13 protein-coding genes and 1 other annotated feature are annotated in these 20,869 nt (G+C 37.2%); of the genes, 8 read left to right on the top strand and 5 right to left on the bottom strand.

What is annotated here, in order from left to right; all coding sequences use genetic code 11:
* Positions 1–146 precede the first annotated feature (146 nt).
* The 6 genes from AB3H93_RS10685 (at position 147) to nhaC (ending at position 9,345) form a co-directional block, all read left to right on the top strand.
* Positions 147–839, top strand: coding sequence for a hypothetical protein (locus AB3H93_RS10685; protein ID WP_178306234.1), 693 nt, complete (start codon positions 147–149; stop codon positions 837–839).
* Positions 840–960: 121 nt separating this feature from the next.
* On the top strand, positions 961–1,617 hold the full coding sequence (locus AB3H93_RS10680) for an HI_0552 family protein (RefSeq protein WP_368020555.1): 657 nt from the start codon (positions 961–963) through the stop codon (positions 1,615–1,617).
* Positions 1,618–1,992: 375 nt separating this feature from the next.
* Positions 1,993–2,198, top strand: a binding site (T-box leader).
* A gap of 94 nt (positions 2,199–2,292) precedes the next feature.
* Positions 2,293–3,549: a tyrosine--tRNA ligase gene (gene tyrS, locus AB3H93_RS10675; RefSeq protein WP_010736915.1), complete on the top strand. Its 1,257-nt coding sequence runs from the start codon at positions 2,293–2,295 to the stop codon at positions 3,547–3,549.
* Positions 3,550–3,838: 289 nt separating this feature from the next.
* On the top strand, positions 3,839–5,713 hold the full coding sequence (tdc, locus tag AB3H93_RS10670) for a tyrosine decarboxylase (protein ID WP_368020554.1): 1,875 nt from the start codon (positions 3,839–3,841) through the stop codon (positions 5,711–5,713).
* Between the two features lie 514 nt (positions 5,714–6,227).
* Positions 6,228–7,646 carry a tyrosine-tyramine antiporter gene (tyrP, locus tag AB3H93_RS10665; protein ID WP_010720263.1) on the top strand — a complete coding sequence of 473 codons (1,419 nt, stop codon included), beginning with the start codon at positions 6,228–6,230 and terminating at the stop codon, positions 7,644–7,646.
* A 322-nt stretch (positions 7,647–7,968) separates the two neighbouring features.
* A complete protein-coding gene (nhaC, locus tag AB3H93_RS10660) occupies positions 7,969–9,345 on the top strand; it encodes a Na+/H+ antiporter NhaC (protein WP_368020553.1) in 1,377 nt (458 codons plus the stop codon).
* A 169-nt stretch (positions 9,346–9,514) separates the two neighbouring features.
* Here nhaC and AB3H93_RS10655 read toward each other — a convergent pair whose 3' ends face one another.
* The 4 genes from AB3H93_RS10655 to AB3H93_RS10640 are packed head-to-tail and all read right to left on the bottom strand — an operon-like array spanning position 9,515 to position 14,523.
* Positions 9,515–10,537, bottom strand: a complete 1,023-nt coding sequence (locus AB3H93_RS10655; protein WP_096709689.1) for a LacI family DNA-binding transcriptional regulator — start codon at positions 10,535–10,537, stop codon at positions 9,515–9,517.
* An 18-nt stretch (positions 10,538–10,555) separates the two neighbouring features.
* A complete protein-coding gene (locus tag AB3H93_RS10650; RefSeq protein ID WP_368020552.1) occupies positions 10,556–11,578 on the bottom strand; it encodes an aldose epimerase family protein in 1,023 nt (340 codons plus the stop codon).
* Complete coding sequence (pgmB, locus tag AB3H93_RS10645; protein WP_368020551.1) at positions 11,571–12,236, bottom strand: beta-phosphoglucomutase; 666 nt, start codon at positions 12,234–12,236, stop codon at positions 11,571–11,573. The genes AB3H93_RS10650 and pgmB overlap by 8 nt, the downstream gene beginning before the upstream one ends.
* Positions 12,229–14,523 (bottom strand): glycoside hydrolase family 65 protein, encoded by a 2,295-nt coding sequence (locus tag AB3H93_RS10640; RefSeq protein WP_368020550.1) that lies wholly within the window; start codon positions 14,521–14,523, stop codon positions 12,229–12,231. The genes pgmB and AB3H93_RS10640 overlap by 8 nt, the downstream gene beginning before the upstream one ends.
* A gap of 306 nt (positions 14,524–14,829) precedes the next feature.
* Between AB3H93_RS10640 and AB3H93_RS10635 the strand changes: the two genes are divergently transcribed.
* On the top strand, positions 14,830–17,007 hold the full coding sequence (locus AB3H93_RS10635) for a PTS transporter subunit IIBC (protein ID WP_368020549.1): 2,178 nt from the start codon (positions 14,830–14,832) through the stop codon (positions 17,005–17,007).
* Positions 17,008–17,260: 253 nt separating this feature from the next.
* The gene (locus tag AB3H93_RS10630; RefSeq protein WP_368020548.1) at positions 17,261–18,094 is read left to right on the top strand and encodes an endonuclease/exonuclease/phosphatase family protein; all 834 of its coding nucleotides are present in this window, start codon (positions 17,261–17,263) and stop codon (positions 18,092–18,094) included.
* 1,073 nt (positions 18,095–19,167) lie between these two features.
* On the opposite strand, the gene AB3H93_RS10625 is transcribed toward AB3H93_RS10630, so the two are convergent.
* Positions 19,168–20,838, bottom strand: coding sequence for a hypothetical protein (locus AB3H93_RS10625; RefSeq protein ID WP_368020547.1), 1,671 nt, complete (start codon positions 20,836–20,838; stop codon positions 19,168–19,170).
* Positions 20,839–20,869: the final 31 nt, after the last annotated feature.

The raw sequence follows: 20,869 nt of genomic DNA, 5'->3' as shown, positions 1-20,869 counted from the left end.
AAAAAAATGTCAATACTACCAAAGCAAAAGAGGTTAAAACAAAAGAAAAAATTTATCAGCTTGTTGAACAAGAAGTAGTATCTAAAAAAAATGCCAAGATTTACCAATTAACTGAGGTAAATGGAAATAAAAAAAAGAGTATAAAGATGGAAATCCCCATGCTATTGGATAAGGAATTTTTACATACATATAAAACGATCCTAGAGTTAGATAAGCAAAGACAGAAGCAGTATGCTCGAGTTTCTTATTTGAAAAAAGAACGGATGAATCGATTAAATTATTTAAATCATGCAAAAAAATTAGACGTAGAACCACGAGATCAGGAAAATATGAAGGTTCATTTGACTCAACGAATCGATAAATTGCAGGATAGTATGAACAAAAACGAAGAAAAATTAGCAAAAGGTGTGAATTGGTTACAAAAATATATGTTGAAAAAAGAAATTGACGCTCAAAAAGCTGAGTTAGCATTAGGGAAAAAACTTCTAGGAACAAAAAGTCTTGAAAAGTTAAAGAAAGATGTGAGCAAGGAAAGAGAGCGTTTTTTAAATTTGAATGTTCAACTGGAAAACACTACTCAGAGTCAATCACAACTTCTGGTTGCCAAAATGATGCCTTTGATTAATAGTTTTAAAGGATTGGTAAAACAAGATATAGAATATACAGATAAGCTGATCGCCTCTCTGGAAAAGCATATGGAATTAGAACAAGGGAATGGACAGCGACAAAAAGCTCAATTAAAAGACAAAGTACAGAAAAATGGGACAACAAAGCAGAATCCAGTTAATAGACAACCAATTACACAAGCAAAACAAGATCTAAATGATAAAGGAAGATGATTATCGAGTATTTTCACCGAAATAATTCCATGCTCACTCTTTTCTTGCTATTTTTATTGTTTCTCTCATTGATAGTCTTTACAATGTAGGATAGGGAAATCGTTAAGAAAGAAGTGGCGGAATGGATTTATTAACTAGTGATTATGAATTGTTTGATCGTTCGATGTATACCTTTAAGCAGCTAAAAGAAAGTTATACTACTGAAGAATTAGTACAGCTTAAGGTGAGGTATCAAACACACTGGCAAAAGTGGAAAAAAATGAATGAACAAGTGGCAAAAGCAACCCCCTTGCAATGGCAGATGAGAAAACCAAAAATCGAAAGTTGGACGAATGGTTGGAATCTCAGAAGCCATTTTTGGTGTGCGTACCGTAGTGAAGGACACCAACAGGAAAATGCTTGTTTAGCTACTTTGCTAAATAAAAAACAATTTCAAATCTATTTGATGTTTCAACATTATAAAAGTGAAGAACGCCAAGGAAGTATTTCGTCCTTCAATCATCTACTAACGGTTTTAAAGGAATGGAGTAAGCACATCTCAGTTGAAGAGTATTATATTTGGCCGCAACCAGAACATGAACTGGTGGATCACCTGCCGTTAGCCACCTATTTGACGGATAAGCAAAAACAAATCGAATTAAAAAAAGCAATGGAGGATAAAACCTTCCAACTTGGTAAGCTTTATTTTTATCCGAATGAATTAAAAGATGCTGAAAAGTTGATTTTAGATGGTATGCAGGAATTGATGCCTTTATACCTTCGATTGAATGGGAAATAATAACATTAATTAGGGTGAGAGAAAGAGGTATTTGATCGCTTAGATGATCGAAAACGTTAAAATAATACAATAAAAGAAGTAAATTTGTCGTTGATAAATACTAGTTTATAAAATTTTCTTAAGCTTCAAAAATTTTTAAAATTTTCATTTGATGGTCAAATGAGCGCAATTGAATGGATCATTCATCTTAGAAAAAACGGATGAAATAAAGGGATCAATGAGTTATTTTAGGTAATTGGATGCAAATAGTTTTAAAAAAAGAATGTTCGGATTTTACTGTTTTATTCCATTGTTGAAGAAGTATAGAAAGAAATTTTTATCTTTTTTATTGACAAAGAAAAAATAGCGTTCTATGATAGACACATATTAACTTGATAACAGGCAATGATCAAAACGCAGTAGTTATTAAAGCCAATGTTTCAGAGAGCTAGTGGTTGCTGAGAACTAGTACAAGCTTTAAGACGAATTACATTTTAGGAGCCTTTGGCATTGATTTGTCACGTGACAGCGTTAAATGTTTGAGTGATATGTTTTGAATGAAACATATAAAATGGGTGGTACCGCGAGATTTCGTCCCTTGGTTAGTTAACCAAGGGATTTTTTTTATTGATTTTAATTAGTATGAATGATAGCAGATTCCTGCTTTCACAATAAAATGATACGGAGGGATTTAACATGAATATTATCGACGAATTAACTTGGCGTGACGCCATTAACCAACAAACGAATGAAGAAAGACTTCGTGAACTTGTTGACGAAAAGAGTATTTCACTATATTGCGGAGTTGACCCAACTGGGGATTCTATGCACATCGGACATTTGATTCCATTTATGATGATGAAAAGATTTCAATTGGCAGGACATCATCCATACATTCTGATCGGTGGCGGAACAGGTACAATTGGAGACCCAAGTGGTCGTAAGACAGAACGTGTCTTACAAACAATGGAACAAGTCCAACATAATGTTGATGCTTTATCTAACCAAATGAGAAAATTATTTGGGAAAGATGCAAACATCACGTTTGTGAATAACTATGATTGGTTATCAAAAATCTCATTACTTGAATTTTTACGTGATTACGGTAAAAACTTCAATATTAACACGATGTTAGCGAAAGATATCGTAGCAAGTCGTTTGGAAGTCGGTATCTCATTTACAGAATTTACTTACCAAATCTTGCAATCAATTGACTTTTTACACTTACACAAAACATATGATGTTCAACTACAAATCGGTGGTGCTGATCAATGGGGGAACATCACAGCTGGATTAGACTTAATCCGTAAATTAGAAGGACCAGAAGCAGAAGCATTCGGTTTAACGATCCCATTGATGTTAAAAGCGGATGGGACAAAATTTGGTAAAACTGCTGGTGGAGCTATCTGGTTAGATCCTGAGAAAACATCACCATTTGAGTTCTACCAATTCTGGTTGAACCAAGATGACCGAGATGTTGTGAAATACTTGAAATTCTTTACTTTCTTATCGCAAGAAGAAATTGAAGATTTAGCGAAAAAAGTTGAAACTGAACCTGAAAAACGTGAAGCACAACGACGTTTAGCAGAAGAAGTGACGAGATTCGTTCATAGTGAAGAAGACTTGAAAGAAGCACAAAAAATAACAGAAGCATTGTTCTCTGGAAACATCAAAGAATTAAATGCAGCTGAGATCGCTCAAGGATTTGGTAAAATGCCAAACGTTGAAATTTCAAGCAAACCTGAAAATATCGTGGAATTATTGGTTTCCACAAAAATTGAACCATCAAAACGCCAAGCGCGTGAAGATGTTTCAAACGGAGCTATAAGTATTAACGGTGACCGTGTTACCGATTTAAATTTTGTCATAGATCCATCGAAGGAATTTGATGGTAAGTTTGTGGTTATTCGAAAGGGTAAGAAAAATTACTTTTTGGCCAAAGTAGTTGATTAGAATTTAGTAATTTTTTGGCTTGAAAATGGTCAACTCTATTACAAGATTCCAATTTTGAAACCCAACCTAAAAGGGTGACGTGGGATCTCGTTAATACAATCTTTACGAGGGAATTTACTTTTGTAAATTCCCTCGTTTTTTTTAATTTTTTTAAATGTGTAAACAATTCGCACAATTGATAATTATTACAAAATGATTAAAAAATCACTTGTGATTTAGTTTACAGAAATAAAAAACAGGTGTAATGTAGGGCTCGACAAAATTTAAATATTTTTTAGGAGGGTTTCACATGGAATCATTGTCAAATGAATTAAACCTAAATGCACTATTTATCGGAGACAAAGCGGAGAACGGCCAACTCTATAAAGATTTGTTGAACGATTTAGTAGATGAACATTTAGGCTGGCGACAAAACTACATGCCACAAGACATGCCAGTTATTACACCAGAAGAACAAAGTAGTGCAAGTTTTGAGCACACAGTCAATAAAACAAAAGATGTTTTATCTGAAATCTCAGCTCGTATGCGTACTCACTCAGTACCATGGCATACAGCTGGACGTTATTGGGGTCATATGAACTCTGAAACATTAATGCCATCTTTACTAGCATATAATTTCGCAATGCTATGGAATGGTAACAACGTTGCTTACGAATCTTCTCCAGCAACAAGTCAAATGGAAGAAGAAGTAGGACTAGAGTTTGCGAAATTAATGGGCTATAAAGATGGCTGGGGACACATCGTTGCTGATGGTTCTTTAGCTAACTTAGAAGGTCTTTGGTATGCACGTAACATCAAATCACTTCCACTTGCAATGAAAGAAGTTGCACCTGAATTAGTCTCAGGAAAAAGTGACTGGGAATTGATGAACATGTCTACAAAAGAAATCATGGACTTGTTAGATAGTGTTCCAGAAAAAATTGATGACATCAAAGCAAATTCTGCACGTAGCGGAAAACATTTACAACAATTAGGAAAATGGTTAGTACCACAAACGAAACATTACTCATGGCTAAAAGCAGCTGATATCATCGGTATCGGGTTAGATCAAGTAATCCCTGTACCAGTTGATCACAACTATCGAATGGATATCAACGAACTTGAAAAAATCGTTCGTCAACTAGCAGCTGAAAAAACACCAATCTTGGGTGTAGTCGGTGTTGTTGGTTCGACAGAAGAAGGAGCCATTGACGGTATCGATAAAATCGTTGCATTACGTCGAGTATTAGAAAAAGATGGTATTTACTTCTACTTGCATGTTGATGCTGCTTACGGCGGTTATGGTCGTTCCATTTTCTTAGACGAAGAAAATAATTTTATTCCATTTGAAGAATTAAAAGATGTTCATGCAAAACATCATGTATTTACAGAAAACAAAGATTATATCTTAGAAGATGTACACAGTGCCTTCAAAGCAATTGAAGAAGCAGAATCTGTAACAATTGATCCACATAAAATGGGTTATGTTCCTTACTCAGCTGGTGGGATCGTCATCAAAGACGTACGTATGCGCGACGTTATTTCTTACTTTGCTACTTACGTGTTTGAAAAAGGCGCAGATATCCCAGCATTACTTGGTGCATACATTTTAGAAGGTTCAAAAGCAGGAGCAACTGCTGCTAGTGTTTGGGCTGCACATCATGTCTTACCACTTAATGTAACTGGTTATGGTAAATTGATGGGAGCTTCAATCGAAGGAGCACATCGTTTCTATAACTTCTTACAAGATTTATCATTTAAAGTTGGCGATAAAGAAATCGAAGTACATCCATTAACTTACCCAGATTTCAATATGGTTGACTATGTATTTAAAGAAAAAGGCAACGACGATCTAGTTGCAATGAACAAATTGAATCATGACGTTTATGACTACTCTTCATACGTTAAAGGTAGCATCTATGGTAATGAATTCTTGACATCACACACTGACTTTGCTATTCCAGATTATGGCAACAGCCCATTACAATTTGTGAACCAATTAGGTTTCTCAGATGAAGAATGGAACCGTGCAGGAAAAGTAACTGTTTTACGTGCAAGTGTAATGACACCATACATGAATAAAGCAGAAAACTTCGAAGAATATGCTGGAAAAATCAAAGCAGCTCTTCAAGAAAAATTAGAAAAAATCTACGCAAATCAATTACTAGCAAGCGAAGAAAAATAATAAAATAAAAAACATTCTGAGTATAAGAAGTAGAAGTCACTTTTATTGTATGCTATAAAACCGAATAAACGGTGGTAGCTCAATCGAAAAATACAGTTGAAGGATCTTTAAAATACAAAAAGTTATTTTTTAGATTCTTCTGCTGGTTTTTCTGAGCTCAGCACTTCTGTTATCTGCTCAGGTGTTTTTTGTTTTACAGGTTGTCTTTGAAGCGATACAAGTAATCCGTTCAAAACAGCCGAGGTTGTAATGAAATAGCTTGCGCTCTTTTAGGTATTTGGTATGAATGAAGAGAAAGATCGAAAAGCTTCAATACAAATACAGCGAATGGAACACAAGACTATTTCAGATTTTTCTTTTTTAGCAAATAATAACTAATAAAATCCAGTCACTAAGCATCGTTTTTATACTAAAAAAGTTGTGGGGAACAACCTCTTGGCTTTTGTCTTGCGACTTGGGATTACTTTGAAGACAACGTTTTTTTATTCAAAAAAAAACAAGGAGCGTGTCAACAGTGAGTAAATCACAAGTAAGTAAAATGGGTCTTGGGACCTTTGTCGGTCTGACGATGGCTTTGTGTGCGACAGTTCGGAGTATTCCGACTTTAGCAGCCGTTGGTTGGACATTGATTTTTTATTCAATTTTTGCCGTACTGTTTTTTGCCGGTCCTATTTCGATGGTTTCTGGTGAGCTTTCTACGATGCTTCCACAAGAAGGTGGACCACAATTATGGGTCAAAACTGCCTTAGGAAGTAAATGGGGATTTGTTGTTGCCTGGTTGCTTTGGGTTCAAATGTTCCCAGGGATGGTTATGGTTGCATCAACATTAGGTCCATTATTAGGAAATACATTCGGGAACGTAGAATTAGGCAATAATCATTTATTTGTATTAGGTTGTATTTTAGTTATTTATTGGATCATTACAATTTTGAACTTGAAATTTGATATGGCCAAAGTTGGTGGGAACATCGGCGTTTGGTTAGGTGTGTATATCCCAGTGGTTATCATGTTTGTCCTTGGTTTATTCGCCGCATTCAAAGTGGGGCTAGTATCTAATGGTTACTTAGGAGATTTTTCTTGGTCAAAAGCTTTCCCAGATTTACAACATAGTGAATCATTGAAATATCTTGCAGGTATCACATTTATTTTTGTTGGTATCGAAATGAGTTCTGTTTACATGCCTCGTTTAAAAGATGCAACGAAAAACTACACTAAAGGGGTCTTTATTGCGTTGATTGGTCTTGTTTTATTGAACGTGATCAATGCAATGTTAGTTGCCAATGTTGTACCAAATGGAAAAATGGAATTAGCAAACATTACGCAACCAATCTTGATTTATTGCCAAATCCTTGGCTTACCAACAATTATTGGGAACATCTTCAGCTTTATGGTGTTTATCGGTGTGTTACTTCAATTATCTGCATGGGTAACTGGACCATCTAAAACGATTATCCAAGTAGCACGTGAAGGTTTCTTACCACCTAAATTTGGATTCCATAAAGAAAATGAATATGGTGTTTCTCGTAATGTCGTATTAACTCAATCAATCGTTATTTCATTATTCGCTTTACTTTACGGCGTAATGGATGACGTCAGTGCTGTATTCTTAACATTAACAAATGCTACAACTGTTATTTATTGTATCGTCTATATTTTGATTGCTGTTTCATTGATCAAAATGAGAAAAAGCCATCCAGATTTAGAACGTCCTTATCGAATTGGTAAAAAAGGAAATGGAATGGCTTGGGTAGTTAGCTGCATGTTGATTTTCTCTATCATTGCAGTAGTTGTATCCACTTTAGGAACATCTACCTTGACGGATGCATTATTGGTAGCAGTTATTGCAATCGTTATGTTTGTCATTCCTTTGATTATCAATCGTTTTAAAAATGATTCTTGGGGAAGCGAAGTAGAAAAGAGTTTAAAAGAATAGAATAAATAAGAAGCAAGTAAAAAATGGAAATAGGGAAGGGGGCTATGACAAAAATCTTGTCACAGTCCCTTATTCCTAACAAACGGTGTTCCAGAAGTAGCTCATGTCTGTTACAGCATGGTTTGCCAAATGTATGCTTTTTAATCAGGGAACCTTTGCGAAAATAACGCTAATCATAAGGTTCAGCGGATTTGAGAAAATAATCGTCATTAGCATCGTCTATCCGCTAAAACAAAAAAATGATGCTATGACCAGTTGTCCTACCAAAAGAACGCTTTTTTTAGGTAGGGCTTTTTTTGTAAAAAAAATAGGAGAAGATACGATGAATAAAAAAATATCTGTGAAAGAAAGTATGGCAGTTTTATTCATATTGTTGGCGATATTAGGAATACTGATTATTGGATTTCAATTTTCTCCGCATATTCCTATACTAATCGCTTTCATGTGTTTGTTATTTTACGGACGATTTAGAGGTTTCTCATGGGATGAGATTCATGATGGGATTGTCAAAGGAATTACTCCAGGGATCATCCCGATTTTGATTTTTCTATTGATTGGTGTTTTGGTAGCTTCGTGGATTTTATCTGGAACGATTCCAACGATCATGGTTTATGGTTTCCAATTGATCTCGGTTCGCTTTTTCTTACCGACTGCTTTTCTTGTTTGTGCAATCGTCGGGATTACGGTGGGAAGCTCATTTACAACGATTTCGACGATCGGTATTGCTTTTTTAGGAATCGGTCATATTTTAGGTTTTAGTGATGCGATGACGACAGGAGCAGTTGTTTCGGGGGCTTTTTTAGGAAATAATTGTTCGCCGTTATCTGATACTACGAACCTGGCGGCCGGGATCGGAGAAGTAAACTTATTTGAGCATATCGCTCAAATGCGTTACACTGATTTGCCAGCATTTTTAATTGCTATGTTATTTTATGTTTTTCTTGGGAATGGGAGTCACACAGCGGATCTACATGCGATCACGGATATGATCCAAAACATGAAAGCAGGTTTCTGGATCTCTCCATGGACGTTGATCCCATTAGTGATCTTATTTGGTGGAGCGATTAAAAAAATTCCAGCGATTCCAACACTACTAGTTGGTTCAACTGCTGCGATTATTCTTTCCTTCATCAATCAACCACATTTAACGATGTCAAAAGTAGCTAATATTTTAATGAACGGCTATGTTGCCCATACAGCAGACCCTAAGATCAATGAATTGCTTTCAAGAGGGGGGATTGTTAGTATGCTTGGTTCAGCAAGCTTGATTCTTCTAGCTTTAGCTTTGGGTGGCTTGTTGATCAAATATACGATTGTGGAAACGATTGTTCAGGAATTGCGAGAAAAAATGGATCGGCCTTCTCGCTTGGTTGGCTTTACAGCATTAAGCTGTATCGGGATCAATTTGATCGTAGGCGAACAGTACTTGTCGATCATTTTACCAGGCGAAACCTTTAAGCGATCGTTCGATCGTGCGGGCGTTAATAAAAAGTATCTTACCAGAACTTTGGCAGATGCTGGAGCAACCGTTAATTCACTCGTTCCGTGGGGAGTTAGTGGTACCTTTATTATGGGCACGATGAAAGTCAGTGCATTACAATATCTACCATTTACTTTCTTCTCGATCTTAGCACCGATTTTTACGATTTTGAGTGGTTTCTGGCTTAATCAAAAGATGAAAAAACGTACCAGTGAATAGTCTAGGCACCATCAAGGTTTGAGAACGAGAATCGAAATAGCTTTTTATACTCAGTTTCTTTTTCATGAAAAAGTTATTTGAAGAGTGTAGATTCTTAAAAAATGAACCTGTATAGTAAAAAACAACTGAAGACACTACAAATAGTTTATTTGTGTGTTCAACAGTTGTTTTATTTTTTTTCTTGTAAGCGAGGTACGACGGTTTCTCGTTTGACGAGTTGATGAGGAATGACTAAACGAACACCGCTGCTGATTTCATCATGGATCAATTCGTATAATTTTTGCATCGCAACCCTTCCTAATTCAGAAATATCGATATCGATACTGGTTAAATAAGGGTGAGTCAATGTAGCAAAAATAGAGTTATTGAAGCTGATGATCGATAGGGTATCAGGAATTCGATAGCCATACATCTGTGCTAGTTGCATCGTTCGTAAGGCAAAAATATCGTCAATGACTACCAGCGCTGTTGATTGTGACTTTTTCAAAGTGGCATCAAAAGCTAAATAATCTTCGGGTTGTTCGATCACTACACTAGGATGAACTGTAAGTCCAGCTAGCATCAAGGCTTTTTGGTAGCCAAAATAACGTTCGAAGTAAAGGCTCTCGTGGGTTGTATTGGTTACGAAAAGAATGTTTTCATGACCGTTTTGAATCAAGAAATCCGTGGCTTGTTTACCTAATAATTGGTTATCATTATCGACATAAATGATTTCATTCTCATGTCGGTAAGGCTGACCAATCAAAGTGAAAGGAATCTCATTCGTATAGAGATAATCTATGACAGGATCTTCACTGTCGGAATAAACTAAAATAAACCCATCGACTTGTTTTTGCAGATGCATCCGTTGCACGTTTTCTAATAAAGTATCAAAATTTTTGGCTGTTGCTATAGCAGTTGTCAGATCATAACGGCGTGCTTCTTCATTGATTGCTTCCATGATCTCAAGATAAAAAGGATTCCCAATCCGTTCTTTTGAATCAAGGGGTGGGAGAATGACGCCAATTGCGCTAGAAATTCTTTTCCCTAGATTTCTAGCAGTGATATTTGGTACATAGCCTAGTTCATCCATGACTTTTCGTACTTTCTTTTTGGTTGCCTCTGAGATGCTTGGATGGTCATTGATGACCCGTGAAACGGTCGAGGTCGCAACACCAGCTTTTTTGGCTACATCCTTCACTGTGATCGCCATAAACGATACACCTCTTTTCTAGACTTGCTTTTCATTTAAACGATGAAATTGATAAGTGGTAGAGCAAACTTTTTCTTGTCCCGGATATAATGCGATTGACCCAAATTCAGGGAAATGAACGGCATCAGGAAGTTCTTGTGGTTCAATTGCCAACCCATAATTTGAGTGCATTTTTTGGCCATTGATTAAAAAATCTGCTTCAAATCCAGTCGTAGAAAATAATACCATACTTTTGCTCGTCGTTGCTATAGACAACTGGCGACCAGCTTGCTTTTCGGTCAAGGTAAGTATTTTCTTCGTTCGTTTAGGCGTACTTAAAACAAAAGCATCATCTAGTCCGTTTGGATCATTCGTTAAAATTTCCATTAGCGAATGTGGGTGTTTAAAATTAAGCGGTAAGTCGCTGAGAGAGATCACTTCACCAGTTGGTATTTTTTCGTGATCTAAGGCTAATATTCCATCTGTTTGGATCGTTAGTTCATGATCGTAGATATCTCGTTTGCCATTGCCAGAAAGATTGAAATACGCATGATTCGTTGGGTTGCAGATGGTTTCAGTCGAGCTGCTTGTCTTGGTGATCATTTCTAATTTATTTTGGGTTATCTGATACGTAACGGTTGCGGTGATCGGACCGGGATAATCGGAAAAAGTATCCTGCAAATAAAAAACAACACCGATCGCTGTAGGAGTCTCAAAAACTTCTACCTCCCAATACTGAAATGCCCAGCCGTTTGAACCACCATGGATATGGTGATTTCCTTCGTTTTTTTCTAGTTGGTGATCAGCCCAAGAACCATTTTTAATTCTGCCAGCGACTGGTCCAATCGTTGCCCCAAAATAGCTTTGATCTTTTAAAACGTCTTCTAAGGAATCATAAGATAATAAGACATTTTCTAAGTGACCATTTTTATCTGGAGCTAGAATTTGATGAAGTCTTGCCCCGTAGTTGAGAAGAACGACTGTGAGTTCGTCGTTCTTCAATGTGATTTGCTTCAAGTTGGTGTTGGGAATGGGGATCACAGTGATGGAAGGTTTAGACATACTGTGTCCACTCATTTTTTAAATAGTCTAGTGTAAGGCAAGTCGTATCAGGTACGACTGGGATATCTTTTCCAAGATCTTCTATTCGTCCAACACCAATTGGAAATGCCCCGCTAGCACGGATTGCTTTGATCCCAGATTGTGCATCTTCGATCCCGATGCATTCTTGTGGGGATAAGCCAATTTCTTTTGCGGCCAATAAGAAAATATCGGGAGCCGGCTTACCCAGTTTGATCGTTGCAGGATCGGCAATTGCATCGAAAAATGGCGTTAATGCCATTTTAGCAAGGAGGAAAGGTCCGTTTTTACTAGCTGAAGCAAGGGCAATCTTGATCTTGTTTGCTCTCAATTCTTCAAGTAATGGCAATATCCCTGGAAAAATATCTGTAGGCGTGATCGCTTGAATCATTTCAAGATAGTACTCATTTTTTCTGTGCGCTAATTCTTGAAATTCTTGTGGGGAAAACTCACTTTCTTTTTGTCCGTAGGAAAGCAATAAGCGAAGTGAATCTTCTCGACTAACCCCTTTCAATTGTTCGTTGAATGTTCGATCAATGGGAACACCGATTTCCTGACCTAATTTTTTCCAAGCGCGATAATGAAACTCCGCAGTATCTGTAATCACCCCATCTAAGTCAAACAAAACTCCTTTAAACATCTAATTCCTCCTTACGCAAAGGTACCTTTAACTGGTCTTCTAAAAGATACGTTTTTTCGTACACCTTTAATGGGCAACTTTCGCCTGATACTAAGGTCAATTGCACCTGTTCACTAGACACCGAAACAAATAATAAACGACCACGATAATTCACATGGAAGGAGTAGGCTGTCCACGTGTTTGGTAAGAAAGGAGCAAAGCGTAACTGTTCATGATCTGTTTTCATTTGAGCGAATCCTTGGACGATTGCGAGCCAACTACCAGTCATCGACGTGATGTGTAAGCCGTCTTCGGTATCGTTATTATAATTATCTAAATCAAGGCGGGCTGTCCGTTGATACATTTCCACTGCCTTATCCTCCATACCTAATTCAGCAGCTAAAATGGCATGGATGCTTGGTGAAAGGGAAGACTCATGAACGGTCATTGGTTCGTAAAAATCAAAGTTTCGTTGTTTTTCTTCTTTACTAAACGAGTCGTTGAAGAAATAGATTCCTTGTAGCACATCCGCCTGCTTAATGAAACAAGAACGCAAAATTTTGTCCCAAGACCAATGTTGGTTTAATGGAAGCTCTCTAGGAGATAGCTCTGATACCGGCAATAATTCTTTATCTAAAAATGTATCATGTTGGACAAAAATGCCTAATTCTTCATCTTTAGGAAAATACATATTTTCTGCAATGGTTTGCCAATTCGTTAGTTCTTCGTCAGTGACCGTTACAGCAGTTTCTGTTTGGAATTTTAAATAGTTTTCCCTAGTATACGTTAATACCCAGCAAGCTATCGTATTGGTATACCAGTTGTTATTGATGTTGTTTTCATATTCATTCGGACCAGTCACGCCATGGATCATATATTTGTTATGACGTTTTGAAAAATGAACCCGATCTGCCCAAAAACGAGCAATCTCAACTAATACTTCTAATCCTTCTTTTTTCAAATAAGCGGTGTCACCTGTATAGTTCGTATAGTTGTAAATCGCATAAGCGATCGCACCGTTACGATGGATCTCTTCAAAGGTAATTTCCCATTCGTTGTGGCATTCGACCCCTGTAAAAGTAACCATTGGGTACAAGGCGCCTTTTAACCCTTGTTGTTGGGCATTATGAATAGCTTGAGGCAATTGATTATGGCGATATTTAAGGAGATTTTTTGTCACTTCAGGTTTTGCTAAAGCAAGATATAAGGGGACAGCGTAAGCTTCCGTATCCCAATAAGTAGCACCACCGTATTTTTCTCCTGTAAAGCCTTTGGGTCCAATATTCAAACGTTCATCTTCGCCGTAATAAGTAGAAAATAGTTGGAAAAGATTGAAACGAATCCCTTGCTGTGCTTCCTCGTCACCTTCGATCACCACATCAGCCAGTGCCCAGCGTTTGCTCCAAGCATTGGTTTGTTCTGCTTTTGCTTGCAGATAATGACTTTGTAAGTCACTAAATTCTTGGAGAATCTGTTGAACTTGCTGTGCTTCGGGGATGTCACGGCTCGTCAACACAAGTACTTCTTTATCAAGTGTCACGGATTGATTCGTTGTTAAGTCGAAAGAAAATTCCCCAAGGACAGCTAATGTATCTTCGTGGTAAATTGGTTGCGCTAATTCTTCATTCACGAAATGTCTCATGGCAGCTGTTACGGTAAATTGTTCGATCGCAAAATTATTCGGAATCGTTTTGGTCATTAAGTAGGCTGTTTCATCAGAAGTACCTCGACCGATTTCATTCCAAAAATGTTCATCATAGTTACTATCTTCATTTTGAACGTTACTATCCAATTTAGAGATGACTTTGACCGTGCCATTTCCTTCGAGCATCGTAACTGTTAAACGAATATAAGCAGCTTCGCTTTTGACGATACTTAAAAAACGTTCAAAGGTGATCTTTAGTTTGTTAGTTGCAGTCGTTACTGTGTAACTACGTGATAACACACCGTTTTTCATATTCAATTCCCAATAAAAGTCTTCTGGTTCGATTGTAGCAAGGTCTAATAATTGCTCATCGATATAGATATCCATGGCAATAAAATTGATTGCATTAATCACTTTGCCAAAATATTCGGGATAGCCATTTTTCCACCAGCCAACACGAGTCTTATCGGGGTACCAAACCCCAGCTAAATAAGTTCCTTGATGATGATCACCTGAATAGGCTTCTTCAAAATTCCCTCGCATGCCCATGTATCCGTTACCAATACTAGTTAAAGATTCCTGTAAACGGAGATTTTCCCGATCTAATGTGTTGGTGCTGATCTTCCAAGGATCAATTTGAAATAGGCGCTTGATTTGTTTCATTGTACTCCTCCTAGATAATTTCATTGATACGTTTATAATAAACGCAACCGATTGCGTAAGTCAATATAAATAAAGCAGAATTTTTTAGCGGGGATTTAAAACAAAGAAAGGAAAAGATAATTTTCCTGGAAAACATTAACTGTTTTGATAATAAGTTACTACTAAATGCGAAAAGAAAATGATTCTTCTGATAGCGACTGTTTGGGTAGAAAGTGAATAAAATCAAAAATAAAGCATTTACAAAAAAAGAAACAAAGGCTATAATAACTAACAACGAAACCGATTGCATAAAGGAGAGTAGGAGTTATGAAGAAATTATTTAATTTTGAGTTTTGGCAAAAATTTGGGAAAGCTTTAATGGTTGTTGTGGCAGTGATGCCAGCTGCGGGTTTGATGATCAGTATCGGGAAATCTATCCCGTTGATTGACCCTAACTTAGCTTTTTTAGTAACAACGGGTGGTGTCATTGAAAATATTGGTTGGGCGATCATCGGGAATTTACATCTGTTGTTTGCTTTAGCAATAGGTGGAAGTTGGGCAAAAGAGCGTGCGGGTGGTGCTTTTGCAGCAGGAATTTCATTTGTTTTGATTAACCGAATCACGGGAGCGATTTTCGGAGTGACGAGTGAGATGCTAGCAAATGAAGATGCCTTTACCCATACATTATTTGGCACGAAGATCATGGTCAAAGGATTTTTTACTAGTGTATTAGAGGCGCCTGCGTTGAATATGGGCGTGTTTGTAGGGATTATTGCTGGTTTTGTTGGTGCAATGGCCTATAATAAATATTACAATTATCGTAAATTACCTGATGCGTTATCTTTCTTTAATGGAAAACGATTTGTTCCTTTTGTAGTGATTCTTTGGTCAACGATTGTAGCTTTAGTATTGGCTGTTGTCTGGCCAAATGTCCAAGCAGGTATTAATAATTTTGGTCTTTGGATCGCTCAGTCACAAGAAAGTGCACCGGTTTTAGCGCCATTTCTTTATGGTACCTTAGAAAGATTATTGTTACCTTTTGGTTTGCATCATATGTTGACGATTCCGATCAATTATACGCAATTAGGGGGCACGTATGAAATCTTATCTGGTGCACAAGCAGGAACGCAAGTCTTTGGGCAAGATCCTTTATGGTTAGCTTGGGCTACTGATTTGGTCAATTTAAAAGGTGCGGGGGATTTGTCACAGTATGAATTTGTGTTGAACAACTGGACACCAGCTCGTTTTAAAGTGGGGCAAATGATTGGTTCTTCTGGTATTTTGATGGGGTTAGCTTTAGCCATGTATCGAAATGTTGATCTTGATAAAAAAGCGCGCTATCGTTCCATGTATTTCTCAGCTGCATTAGCTGTTTTTCTAACAGGGGTTACTGAACCATTAGAATTTATGTTTATGTTTGCTGCAGTTCCACTTTATATTGTTTATTCTGTGATCCAAGGGGCAGCATTTGCAATGGCAGATTTATTACCGTTACGTGTTCATTCCTTTGGAAACATCGAATTGTTAACTAGAACTCCTCTAGCGATGAAAGCTGGACTTGGTGGCGATTTGCTTAACTTCGTCATTTGCGTCATTTTGTTTGGAGTTGTTACGTACTTTGTGGCAAACTTCATGATCAAAAAATTCAATTTTGCTACACCAGGGCGTAATGGTAATTATGATAGTGACAGTAACGATAGCAGTGGGAATGGAGAACAAACGACAGTTCAAGCTGGCACGTCAGACCCACAAATCATCAAAATCATTCACTTATTAGGCGGGAAAGATAATATCAAAGATGTAGATGCGTGTATGACACGTTTACGTGTGAGTGTAACTGATCGTGAGAAAGTAGGTTCAGAAGAAGAATGGAAACGTGCAGGCGCTATGGGGCTAATCGTCAAAGATAATGGTGTACAAGCTGTCTATGGTCCAAAAGCCGATGTATTAAAATCGGATATCGAAGATTTGCTTCAATCGGGGGCGCCTATCCCAGCTCCAGTAGAAGAAGTGGTCGTTGAAAAAGACACAGTTAATAACCAAACGTTAGGTATACGAAAAGAGTTGCAGACTGTAGCAGCTGGTGAAGTGATAGACTTGGCAACAGTCAATGATCCTGTTTTTTCAAAGAAAATGATGGGGGATGGCTTTGCTGTTATTCCAACGACTGGTGAAGTTGTGGCACCTATTACTGGGAAAGTAGTTAGTATTTTTCCAACCAAACATGCTATTGGAATGGAAACAGAAGAAGGTGCAGAAGTACTAATCCATATGGGAATCGACACAGTCCAAATGGATCAACCAGCTTTTGAAATCCTGGTAACAGAAGGTCAAACCGTTGAAGCAGGAGCAAAACTGGCACAAATGAATCTAATCGAAATCAAAAATGAAGGAAAAGATATAACGATTATGGTGGTATTTACGGATGGGAAAGTCAATGAAATGATTCTCAAACATTTAGGACCAACGGAATTAGGAACAGTAATTGGCGAAATAAAACTGTGATCATTATAAAAGACACACAACAATAATGAGTAAGATGACCAGTACCAATTTTAATTCCTTATTTGGTTTCCGATAGTCAGTTTTTCTGTTTCTCAAATAAGTCTGAAAACACGAAAACGCTATACTTCGTTTTTGAGTTCTCAGACTTATTTTTAAATGTTTGCAAGCAGGTAAACAATCACAGCTAATAATCCATGGCTATCCTATCTGGAGAGAAAAATAAGTGATTTTTAACAAATAAGGAGAATTGAAGATGAAGATGATGACTTTGAATACACATAGCTGGTTAGAAGAATCACCGGAAGAAAAGATGCGCCAGATCGTAGATAAAATCTGTCAAGCAAATTATGATGTAATTACTTTACAAGAAGTCAATCAATTAATCACTTCCGAAAGTGTTATGAATGAAGAATTAAATAAATTTTGTCCCGTCATAGAACAAACACCGGTCCATGTCGATAATTTTGCTTATTGCTTGGTGCGCTACTTAGCCAAACAAGGGAAAGACTATTATTGGAGTTGGGAAATGAGTCATGTCGGTTATGGGATTTATGAAGAGGGGAACGCGCTGCTTTCTAAGACACCGCTAACCAGTGAAGCAATCTATGTTTCTGAAACAAAGCAAAAAGAGGATTACCACACTCGGAAAATTTTGATCAGTCAGACGATGATCGATGACCAAACAATCACTCTAGCAAGCTGTCATTTTTCTTGGTGGATAGATGAAACGAAGGGCTTTGCTTTTGAATGGCATCGCTTGATGGAACACTTAGCTAATCTCTCAAATCCACTGTTTTTAATGGGAGATTTTAACAATCCAGCAGGAGAGGCAGGCTATCGCTTGGTTGAAAAAAGCCCTCTTGCGATTGTCGATTCCTATACTGTTGCCCAAGAAATTCATGGTCAGGCAACCATTGAACAGAAAATCGATGGATGGGAAACAAATACGGAGCAGTTACGAATCGATTATATCTATGTACCACAGGAATTCTCAGTTCCTTCTTATCGTAGTATTTTTGATGGAAAACAAGAAATCATTGTAAGTGACCATTATGGAGTAGAGATAACGGTCAGCCCCATTCAATAAAAATGATCAAAAAGACCCGTGGAAAGAAAAATGGATAAATCCTTTCTTTCCATGGGTCTTTTTGATTGCAACAGCTTCAGCTACGTGCAGAAATTTGATTAGATAATGAAATGACTGTTAGTGCGATGGGAAGCACCAAGGAGGAAGGCAATAAAATTCTCTGTTTCTTTGGCCTCTGCATTGTTTTTTTAACTCGGCTGGACTTTTTTTCCGCGGGGCAGAAATGAGGTCTCGAACTTTTTTCAAGGAGTTGGACTCTTTAGTTACCGGTGTATTTTTTTGTAAATTGGTACTATGTAGTACTTCCTCATGTAAAATATCAAAATGGTCTATAAATCGATCTTTATCGGAATCGGTTAGAATTGGCAAGTTATCTAAAAGATTCAAAAGTACAACGAGGGAATCTTTGATTTTAGGCTCATGAGGTTGCAGATCTTCACCGCTAGGCTCACGATGTGGCAGTTCATTAATTAACTGCTCTATGATACTTGTCAGCTCTTTTACCTCTTCAGGAGAGTTTGCAGTTTTTTTTTAAAATGTCTAAAATGGTATTTCTTTTAGAATAATCTTGGTCATTAATACAAGTTGATTCACTCGTTGACCGAACATTTGAAATGGGCGTAGGTGATCGATCACCAATTACAGTTACATATAGCGGCTCAGTCTTACTATTTGGCAGCTCATACAGCTGTTCATTAGTTGATTCTTTAATTGATAGCGAATCCTCAGGTAGATCTTTAAGTATCATTTCAAGGTGAGACTCAGTATTAAGGGTAGTATTCGTAGATTGATGAACAAAAGCATGTCCGATTTTTTTTTTTCAAAGTCAATTGTCGATTCGTTGTTTGAGGCATATGTATCACTCCTTCTTTTCTGTATTCTAGTATAGTTTATAAAAGAAGAGAGTAAATAAATATTTTTTCTTATGTTTAGAAAAAAAAGTAGCTACTAACACGATTCGTTTATTAGGACTACTATATTTGACGATTTGTTTGCTATTTTATAAAAAGGTATAAAAAAGAGACAGCTTCCGTGTTGAGATATTCTCTTTTTGATCCACAGAAGCAAGTCCCTTATTTTTTAGTTATCCTCCCAACCTGGTAACGATTTTTGACAAAGAGTCCGATCAAAACGAACCAACCAATCAGGAAGAATGCCATCACAAAGTAAAAGAAAATTGGTAAATTATAATAGAGAGTGATCTCATTGATTCCATTGTGCTGTTTGACGATAGGAGTACCGATATCTGTTAATTGATAATCTGTCAATTTTTTGCCGTGTTGCAGTAACACTGTGCGGTCATAGACAATGACTGGTAAATGGACAGTTTCTTCCCCAGTGTTTTTCCATTTGATCGTTAAACGTCCTCCAGGATGAGATTTAATGAACGTGGTTTCTCCTTCCAAGATTTCTTCATTATAGCGATCATATTTATTTGCTTTAGTTTCATGATAGATTGGTAGATAATCGGGTGTTGTCTTTTGAAAAACGAATAAACTAGTAGACATATCATGGTCATAAAATGTTTTTCTTGCCTCTGCTGGTGTATCAAAGAGATACGTGTGACGGCTGACAAATGTTTCGTCTTGCCATTTATCCAGATGCTGATAGAGGTTTTGGATCGTTTGTGCAGAAGCGACAAAGAGAAATAGGACACTCAACGCACGATACCAATTTTTCTTTTCCCATTGATTTAGCGCAAGCGCTAAAAAGAGTAGAAAGAGCAAGGTAAATGGGACAAAGAAACGAAAAGGAAACTGGATCAAGCTTACGAAAGGTACCTCTTTTTCCACTAGTGTTGTCCAAGGGATCAAACTGGTTGAAAGTAGGAAGAATCCAAGACTTGTGCGTAAAAGTAACTTTGTAAAAATGTCGTAGTGACGGCGGAAAAGAAGATACAGTATCAGTCCGATCAATAAAAAAATTGGGAAAATCTTGGGATACGCTAGCCAATAGCTGCCATCCAGATTGATTGCTTTTTGGCTCATTTCTCGGTTGACAAAAGGTGGCAAAATCTTATTTCCACCATAGACGATAGCTAATCCTGCCCAAATATTTGCTGTTAGTACAAAATAAAAGAGGACAGATTTGATCAGTTGCCCGATTGCTTTGCCTTTTTCTGTCTGAGTAAAGAAATAATAAAGATAAAAAGGGATATACATCAGTACCAACATAACGGTGGACAGTAAGTGGATCTGAGTCATCAGTGCAATTGAAAAGGTAACTTTCAAGACAGGAAATTTTTTATGAACAACAAAGTCCACTAATGGAATCATGCATAAGGGATAAAAACAGGTGCCCCAACTGGTAAAGCCCTGATTGATTGCCCAATATTGAATGGAATAAGTCGTCATAAATAATACCGAGATTGGTATGCTGACCCATTTTTTCACCTGTACATAATTCAATAGTGTCAACATCGACCAACCAGAAATCACAAAGAGAATAAAGTTTGATAAGATTTGATAGTGGAACCAACTGCCTGAAACTAAAACGATCAAGCCTTGAAAATAAGCAAACAACGGACCATAGATCGCATTGACGATACGCCCGCTTTGCTGAAATCCATACATGGAAGGGAAATAATGGAAATCCCAATTAGCGAATTGTTCAGCGGCATCGTAAAAACGGTTATAATGAAATGGTGCATCTGCTCCAATGATAAGGTCATGTGTTAGGATATTTGGCATAACAAATAAGAATGCAAATAGTAAAATTGTCAAATACGGAACATATTTTTTCAATTGTCATACTCCTTTTTTGATAGTGTAACTT

This window comes from Enterococcus sp. C74 (assembly GCF_040887125.1).
Lineage (GTDB): Bacteria > Bacillota > Bacilli > Lactobacillales > Enterococcaceae > Enterococcus_B > Enterococcus_B hirae.
This window is presented reverse-complemented; position numbering and strand designations above follow the sequence as displayed.

Excerpts from the sequence above, each read along its gene's own strand:
- AB3H93_RS10685 (WP_178306234.1), top strand. The coding sequence starts at position 147 with ATGGAAATCCCCATGCTATTGGATAAGGAATTTTTACATACATATAAA.
- AB3H93_RS10680 (WP_368020555.1), top strand. The coding sequence starts at position 961 with ATGGATTTATTAACTAGTGATTATGAATTGTTTGATCGTTCGATGTAT.
- tyrS (WP_010736915.1), top strand. The coding sequence starts at position 2,293 with ATGAATATTATCGACGAATTAACTTGGCGTGACGCCATTAACCAACAA.
- tdc (WP_368020554.1), top strand. The coding sequence starts at position 3,839 with ATGGAATCATTGTCAAATGAATTAAACCTAAATGCACTATTTATCGGA.
- nhaC (WP_368020553.1), top strand. The coding sequence starts at position 7,969 with ATGAATAAAAAAATATCTGTGAAAGAAAGTATGGCAGTTTTATTCATA.
- AB3H93_RS10655 (WP_096709689.1), bottom strand. The coding sequence starts at position 10,537 with ATGGCGATCACAGTGAAGGATGTAGCCAAAAAAGCTGGTGTTGCGACC.
- AB3H93_RS10650 (WP_368020552.1), bottom strand. The coding sequence starts at position 11,578 with ATGTCTAAACCTTCCATCACTGTGATCCCCATTCCCAACACCAACTTG.
- pgmB (WP_368020551.1), bottom strand. The coding sequence starts at position 12,236 with ATGTTTAAAGGAGTTTTGTTTGACTTAGATGGGGTGATTACAGATACT.
- AB3H93_RS10640 (WP_368020550.1), bottom strand. The coding sequence starts at position 14,523 with ATGAAACAAATCAAGCGCCTATTTCAAATTGATCCTTGGAAGATCAGC.
- AB3H93_RS10635 (WP_368020549.1), top strand. The coding sequence starts at position 14,830 with ATGAAGAAATTATTTAATTTTGAGTTTTGGCAAAAATTTGGGAAAGCT.
- AB3H93_RS10630 (WP_368020548.1), top strand. The coding sequence starts at position 17,261 with ATGAAGATGATGACTTTGAATACACATAGCTGGTTAGAAGAATCACCG.